The organism is Streptomyces sp. YS-3, from assembly GCF_045257485.1.
Lineage (GTDB): Bacteria > Actinomycetota > Actinomycetes > Streptomycetales > Streptomycetaceae > Streptomyces.
Genome location: NZ_JBJHPC010000424.1, coordinates 1 through 6,361, shown reverse-complemented (window position 1 = coordinate 6,361; position 6,361 = coordinate 1). Strand labels below are relative to the sequence as shown.

The following is a 6,361-nucleotide window of genomic DNA, read 5'->3' as shown; positions in this document are numbered from 1 at the left end:
GCCCTGCCCGATGGCTCCCCGGCGGTCACCGGCTGGCTGCTGCGCGGCAAGGACGGCCGGCTCACCGCCTACGCGCCCGCCCCGGGTGGGGTGCTCCGCTGGACCGAGACGCACCCCGGCGGCCCCGAGTGGACCGGGCCCGAACTGGTCGCCCCGGCGAGCGGACTCGACCCGCGCCTGACCGTCGCCCAGGGCGCCGACGGCTATGTGCACCTCGTCGCGCTGCGCCGCACCACGACGCCCGCCGGCGAGGCCAGGACGGACGTCGTCCACGCCATCCAGTACCAGTCGGGACGCCCGGTCAAGGACTGGTATCCGCTCGGCACTCCCTACCGCGACCAGGAGAAGGCCGCCAAGGTCGGCCACCCGGCCGCCGTCGTCGACTCCGCCGACAACCTGTACGTCTTCCTCCGCAACGCCGGTGGCGGACTCTGCGCCCGCGGCCAGCTGTCCTCCGGCAAGTGGGGCAACTGGAAGGACCTCAAGGGCTCCGGCTCGTACGGCGCGATCTGCGCGAGCACGGCCGACGCGGGCCTCATCGAGGTGCTGGCCCCGGCCGAGCGCGGGGTGATGCGCTGGAGGCGCGGCCCCGGCGCCGACGAGTTCGAGCAGGTACCCGACCTCAAGCTCCAGGTGGCGAACGGGTCGGTGAGCGCCCAGCACACCGGCGAGGGCCGGATCACCTTCTTCTGGCGCGAGTCCGGGGACGGCGAGGTGCGCGCCTTCCGCGAGGAGCTCCCGGCCGCGGGGCTGGGCGGTGCCTCGAACGGCCCGGTCGCCGTGCTGCGTACGCCGGTGGACGGCCACGACTGCACCCTGATGGCCCAGCGCGGCCCCGACGGCCGCCCGGCGCTCGCCGCCTATCCCACGGAGGCCGAGGCGGCCGGCGCGGTGTGGGCCTCTACGGGCGAGGTGTGCGCGGGTGTGCCCGCGCTGGCCCTCGACGCCCGGGGGCGGGTCGTCCTCGCCGCCTTCGGCACCGACGGACGGCTGCGCGTCACCCGGCAGAAGACCACGGAGCCGGGCCTGGCCCTGGAGGCCTGGACGGCCGTCTGACGCCCCGTCGGCCCGGTGCCGGACCCGGAACACCAAGGAGGCCCCCCGCTCTCGCGGGGGGCCTCCTGTGCGCTGTGCGGGGGGCGTTACGCCGGGACGCTCGCCACGCCCTGCGCGAGGAACGTCTTGCCGTTCACACGCTCCGAGACACCCTCACGGTCCAGGTACGGCGTGATGCCGCCCAGGTGGAAGGGCCAGCCGGCGCCGGTGATGAGGCAGAGGTCGATGTCCTGGGCCTCGGCCACGACACCCTCCTCCAGCATCAGACCGATCTCCTGCGCCACCGCGTCCAGGACGCGGTCGCGGGTCTGCTCCTCGGTGAGGACCGAGTCGCCCTGCTCCAGCAGCGCCACGACCTCGGGGTCCAGCTCCGGCTTGAAGCCGTTCTCGGCGGAGTAGACGTAGAAGCCGCGCTTGCCCGCCTTGACGACCGCCGCGAGGTTCGGGGAGACCGTGAAGCGGTCCGGGAAGGCGCGGTTGAGCGTCTCCGAGACGTGCAGACCGATGGCCGGTCCCACGAGCTCCAGCAGGACCAGCGGCGACATCGGCAGACCCAGCGGCTCGACCGCCTTCTCAGCGACCTCGACCGGGGTGCCCTCGTCGATGACGTTCTGGATCTCGCCCATGAAGCGGGTCAGGATGCGGTTGACGACGAACGCCGGGGCGTCCTTCACCAGGACCGCGGTCTTCTTCAGCTTCTTGGCGACACCGAACGCCGTGGCCAGCGCCGCGTCGTCGGTCTGCTCGCCGCGCACGATCTCCAGGAGCGGGAGGATCGCGACCGGGTTGAAGAAGTGGAAGCCGACGACCCGCTCGGGGTGCTTCAGCTTCGACGCCATCTCGGAGACCGACAGCGAGGAGGTGTTGGTGGCGAGGATCGCGTGCGCCGGGGCGACCGCCTCGACCTCCGCGAACACCTGCTGCTTGACGCCGATCTCCTCGAAGACGGCCTCGATGATGAAGTCGGCGTCGGAGAAGCCCTCGGCCTTGTCCAGCACACCGGAGACCAGGCCCTTGAGGCGGTTGGCCTTGTCCTGGTTGATACGGGACTTGGTGAGCAGCTTGTCGATCTCGGCGTGGACGTAGCCCACACCCTTGTCGACGCGCTCCTGGTCGATGTCGGTCAGCACGACCGGCACCTCCAGGCGGCGCAGGAACAGCAGCGCGAGCTGCGAGGCCATCAGGCCCGCGCCCACCACGCCGACCTTGGTGACCGGACGAGCCAGCGACTTGTCGGGCGCACCCGCCGGGCGCTTGGCGCGCTTCTGCACCAGGTTGAAGGCGTAGATGCCGGAGCGGAGCTCGCCGCCCATGATCAGGTCGGCGAGCGCCTTGTCCTCGGCGTCGTAACCGGCCTGGAGGTCGCCGTCCTTGGCCGCCTCGATGATGTCGAGCGCGCGGTAGGCGGCCGGGGCCGCGCCGTGCACCTTGGAGTCGGCGACGAGCCGGCCCTTGGCGACGGCCTGGTCCCAGGCCTCGCCGCGGTCGATCTCGGGGCGCTCGACCTTCACGTCGCCCTTGAGGACGCCGGCGGTCCAGATCAGCGACTGCTCCAGGAAGTCGGCGCCCTCGAAGATCGCGTCCGCGATACCGAGGTCGAAGACCTGCTTACCCTTGAGCTGGCGGTTCTGGTTCAGCGAGTTCTCGATGATCACCGTGACGGCGTTCTCCGCGCCGATCAGGTTGGGGAGCAGCGTGCAGCCGCCCCAGCCCGGGACCAGACCGAGGAAGACCTCGGGCAGCGAGAAGGCCGGCAGCGCCTTGGAGACGGTGCGGTAGGTGCAGTGCAGACCGACCTCGACACCGCCGCCCATGGCCGCGCCGTTGTAGTACGCGAAGGTCGGCACGGCCAGCGCGGCGAGGCGCTTGAAGACCTCGTGGCCGCCCTTGCCGATGGCCAGCGCGTCCTCGTGCTTCTTCAGCAGCTCGACGCCCTTGAGGTCGGCGCCGACCGCGAAGATGAACGGCTTGCCGGTGACACCCACGCCGACGATGGAGCCCTCGGCGGCCTCCTTCTCGACCTGGTCGATGGCGGCGTTGAGGTTCGCCAGCGAGCCGGGGCCGAAGGTGGTCGGCTTGGTGTGGTCGAAGCCGTTGTCCAGCGTGATCAGCGCGAACCGGCCGGCGCCGAACGGCAGGTCGAGGTGGCGCACGTGCGCCGAGGTGACGACCTCGTCCGGGAACAGCTCGGCCGCACCCTTCAAAAGCTCAGCGGTGGTGCTCACTTGCTGCCTCCGGCGTCCTTGTGGTGCGGGTTCTCCCAGATGACCGTGGCGCCCATGCCGAAGCCGACGCACATGGTGGTGAGGCCGTAGCGGACCTCCGGCTGCTCCTCGAACTGCCGCGCCAGCTGCGTCATCAGGCGTACGCCGGACGAGGCGAGCGGGTGGCCGTAGGCGATGGCGCCGCCGTACTGGTTGACGCGCGCGTCGTTGTCGGCGATGCCGTAGTGGTCCAGGAACGCGAGCACCTGGACGGCGAACGCCTCGTTGATCTCGAAGAGGTTGATGTCCTCGATCGACAGACCCGCCTTGGCGAGCGCCTTCTCGGTCGCCGGGATCGGGCCGTAGCCCATGACCTCCGGCTCGACGCCCGCGAAGGCGTAGGAGACGAGGCGCATCTTCACGGGGAGGTTGTTCTCCCGCGCGAACTCCTCGGACGCGATGATCGACGCGGTGGCGCCGTCGTTGAGGCCGGCCGCGTTGCCCGCGGTGACGTTGCCGTGGACGCGGAACGGCGTCTTCAGGTTCGCCAGGCTCTCCAGCGTGGTGCCCGGGCGCATCGGCTCGTCGGCGGTGACCAGGCCCCAGCCGGTCTCGCCGACCTCGGCGTTGGTGTTGCGCACCGAGATCGGGACCAGGTCCTGCTGGATCTTCCCGTCGGCGTACGCCTTGGCCGCCTTCTCCTGCGAGCGCACGGCGTACTCGTCGGCGCGGAGCTTGGTGATCTGCGGGTAGCGGTCGTGCAGGTTCTCCGCGGTCATGCCCATGAACAGGGCCGACTCGTCGACCAGCTTCTCGCTCACGAACCGCGGGTTGGGGTCGACGCCCTCACCCATGGGGTGGCGGCCCATGTGCTCGACACCGCCCGCGATGACGGCGTCGTAGGCGCCGAAGGCGATGGAGCCGGCGACCGAGGTGACGGCGGTCAGCGCGCCGGCGCACATACGGTCGATGGAGTAGCCCGGCACGGACTGCGGCAGACCCGCGAGGATGCCGGCCGTGCGGCCCAGGGTCAGACCCTGGTCACCGATCTGCGTGGTCGCGGCGATGGCGACCTCGTCGATCTTGGCGGGGTCCAGGGCCGGGTTGCGGCGCAGCAGCTCCCGGATCGCCTTGACGACGAGATCGTCGGCCCGGGTCTCGTGGTAGATGCCCTTCGGGCCCGCCTTGCCGAACGGGGTGCGGACGCCGTCGACGAAGACGACGTCCCTGACGGTACGAGGCACGATGGCTCTCCTCCAGGGTGCGGGGTGGCACTGCTGCGCTTGGCGCACTCACCTGAGCGCGCGCTCACCCCGTCATGCTACTTGCGGGTAACCAAACTGCCCAGTCCCGGCGGCAGGAGCGGCGAACGTCACACTCCGACGGCCCCCTGTCATGGCCGTGCCCCCTGGCGACCATGGTCGACAGGGGGCACGGGAGGAGGGGCGCGGGGGTGCGGGCTCAGGCGTTGGCGGCCAGCGCCGCCGCCAGTAGCGGCGTCACCTGCTCGACCTGCCAGCGCCGGGCGCCGTACGCCGTGAGCGCCTCGGCCACGGCCGCCTCGGAGCGGTCGCCCGGGGGCTCCCAGCACACCCGGCGCACCGTGTCCGGGGTGATCAGGTTCTCCTGCGGCATGTTCAGCCGCTCGGCCAGCTCGGACACCGCCGCGCGGGCCGCCGACAGGCGCGCCGCGGCGGCCGGGTCCTTGTCGGCCCAGGAGCGCGGCGGCGGGGGACCCGCGACCTGCTGGCCGGGCTGCGGAAGACCGGATTCCGGCAGGGCCCGGGCCCGGTCGACGGCCGCCTGCCACTGCTCCAGCTGGCGCCGCCCCATCCGGTGGCCGAAGCCGGGCAGCGCCATCAGCGCCTGCACGTCCAGCGGCAGCGCCAGCGACGCCTCGATGATCGCGGAGTCGCTGAGCACCTTGCCCGGCGAGACGTCACGGCGCTGGGCGACCCTGTCGCGGGCGGTCCACAGCTCGCGCACGGCGGCCATCTGGCGGCGCCGGCGGACCTTGTGCATCCCCGAGGTGCGCCGCCAGGGCTCCTTGCGCGGCGGCGCGGGCGGAGCCGCCGCGATCGCCTCGAACTCCTGGCGGGCCCAGTCCAGCTTCCCCTGCCGGTCGAGCTCCTTCTCCAGCGCGTCCCGCAGGTCGACGAGCAGCTCCACGTCCAGCGCCGCGTACCGCAGCCAGGGCTCGGGCAGCGGGCGGGTCGACCAGTCCACCGCGGAGTGGCCCTTCTCCAGGGCGTATCCGAGGACGCTCTCGACCATCGCCCCCAGGCCCACGCGCGGGAAGCCCGCGAGGCGCCCGGCGAGCTCGGTGTCGAAGAGCCGCGAGGGGGTCATGCCTATTTCCCGCAGGCACGGCAGGTCCTGGGTCGCCGCGTGCAGGATCCATTCGGTGCCGGTGAGGGCGTCGCCGAGGGAGGAGAGGTCGGGGCAGCCCACCGGGTCGACGAGCGCGGTGCCCGCGCCCTCGCGGCGGAGCTGCACGAGGTAGGCGCGCTGGCCGTAGCGGTAGCCGGAGGCGCGCTCGGCGTCCACGGCCACGGGGCCGGTGCCGGCCGCGAACGCGGCGACGACTTCGGCGAGCGCCTCGTCGGTGGCTACGACGGGCGGAATGCCGTCACGCGGCTCCAGCAGGGGAGTCGGCTGCCCATCGACCGGGACGTCGTCGTCCGGGGGGGCGCCCCCGGTGGTTCGCAGTGCTGTCTCTGCTGCGGTCTTTTGGGCGTCGGTCACCTGTCAAGGGTACTTGTGTATACGCCGCGCCCGTCGACGGAACGTTCCGCCGACGGGCGCGCGAGGGGCGCACGGCGCCTTGTGGGGGGAGCATGCCCCTCGGGACGCCTGGGTCAGTGGATGATTCCGGTACGCAGCGCGACGGCCACCATGCCGGCTCTGTCACCCGTGCCGAGCTTGCGCGCGATCCGGGCGAGGTGGCTCTTCACGGTCAGCGCGGAGAGTCCCATGGACACGCCGATCGCCTTGTTGGACTGGCCCTCGGCGACCAGCCGCAGCACCTCGACCTCGCGCCCGGAGAGCTCGCGGTAGCCACCCGGGTGGCTCGGGGAACCCGGGGGGCGGCGGTGCATACG

At 72.2% G+C, this 6,361-nt stretch carries 5 protein-coding genes; 1 reads left to right on the top strand and 4 read right to left on the bottom strand.

Going from position 1 to position 6,361, the window contains the following annotated elements; translation table 11 throughout:
• Positions 1 to 3: 3 nt before the first annotated feature.
• A complete protein-coding gene (locus tag ACJA3G_RS27115; protein WP_406555668.1) occupies positions 4 to 1,056 on the top strand; it encodes a hypothetical protein in 1,053 nt (350 codons plus the stop codon).
• Positions 1,057 to 1,142: 86 nt separating this feature from the next.
• Here ACJA3G_RS27115 and ACJA3G_RS27110 read toward each other — a convergent pair whose 3' ends face one another.
• From ACJA3G_RS27110 to ACJA3G_RS27095, 4 genes are all read right to left on the bottom strand, one after another.
• Positions 1,143 to 3,281 (bottom strand): 3-hydroxyacyl-CoA dehydrogenase NAD-binding domain-containing protein, encoded by a 2,139-nt coding sequence (locus ACJA3G_RS27110; RefSeq protein ID WP_406555667.1) that lies wholly within the window; start codon positions 3,279 to 3,281, stop codon positions 1,143 to 1,145.
• On the bottom strand, positions 3,278 to 4,504 hold the full coding sequence (locus tag ACJA3G_RS27105; protein WP_406555666.1) for a thiolase family protein: 1,227 nt from the start codon (positions 4,502 to 4,504) through the stop codon (positions 3,278 to 3,280). The genes ACJA3G_RS27110 and ACJA3G_RS27105 overlap by 4 nt, the downstream gene beginning before the upstream one ends.
• A gap of 217 nt (positions 4,505 to 4,721) precedes the next feature.
• Complete coding sequence (locus tag ACJA3G_RS27100) at positions 4,722 to 6,005, bottom strand: HRDC domain-containing protein (RefSeq protein WP_406555665.1); 1,284 nt, start codon at positions 6,003 to 6,005, stop codon at positions 4,722 to 4,724.
• 113 nt (positions 6,006 to 6,118) lie between these two features.
• Positions 6,119 to 6,361: response regulator transcription factor (locus tag ACJA3G_RS27095; RefSeq protein ID WP_219205022.1), on the bottom strand; the 243-nt coding region annotated here is incomplete at its 5' end.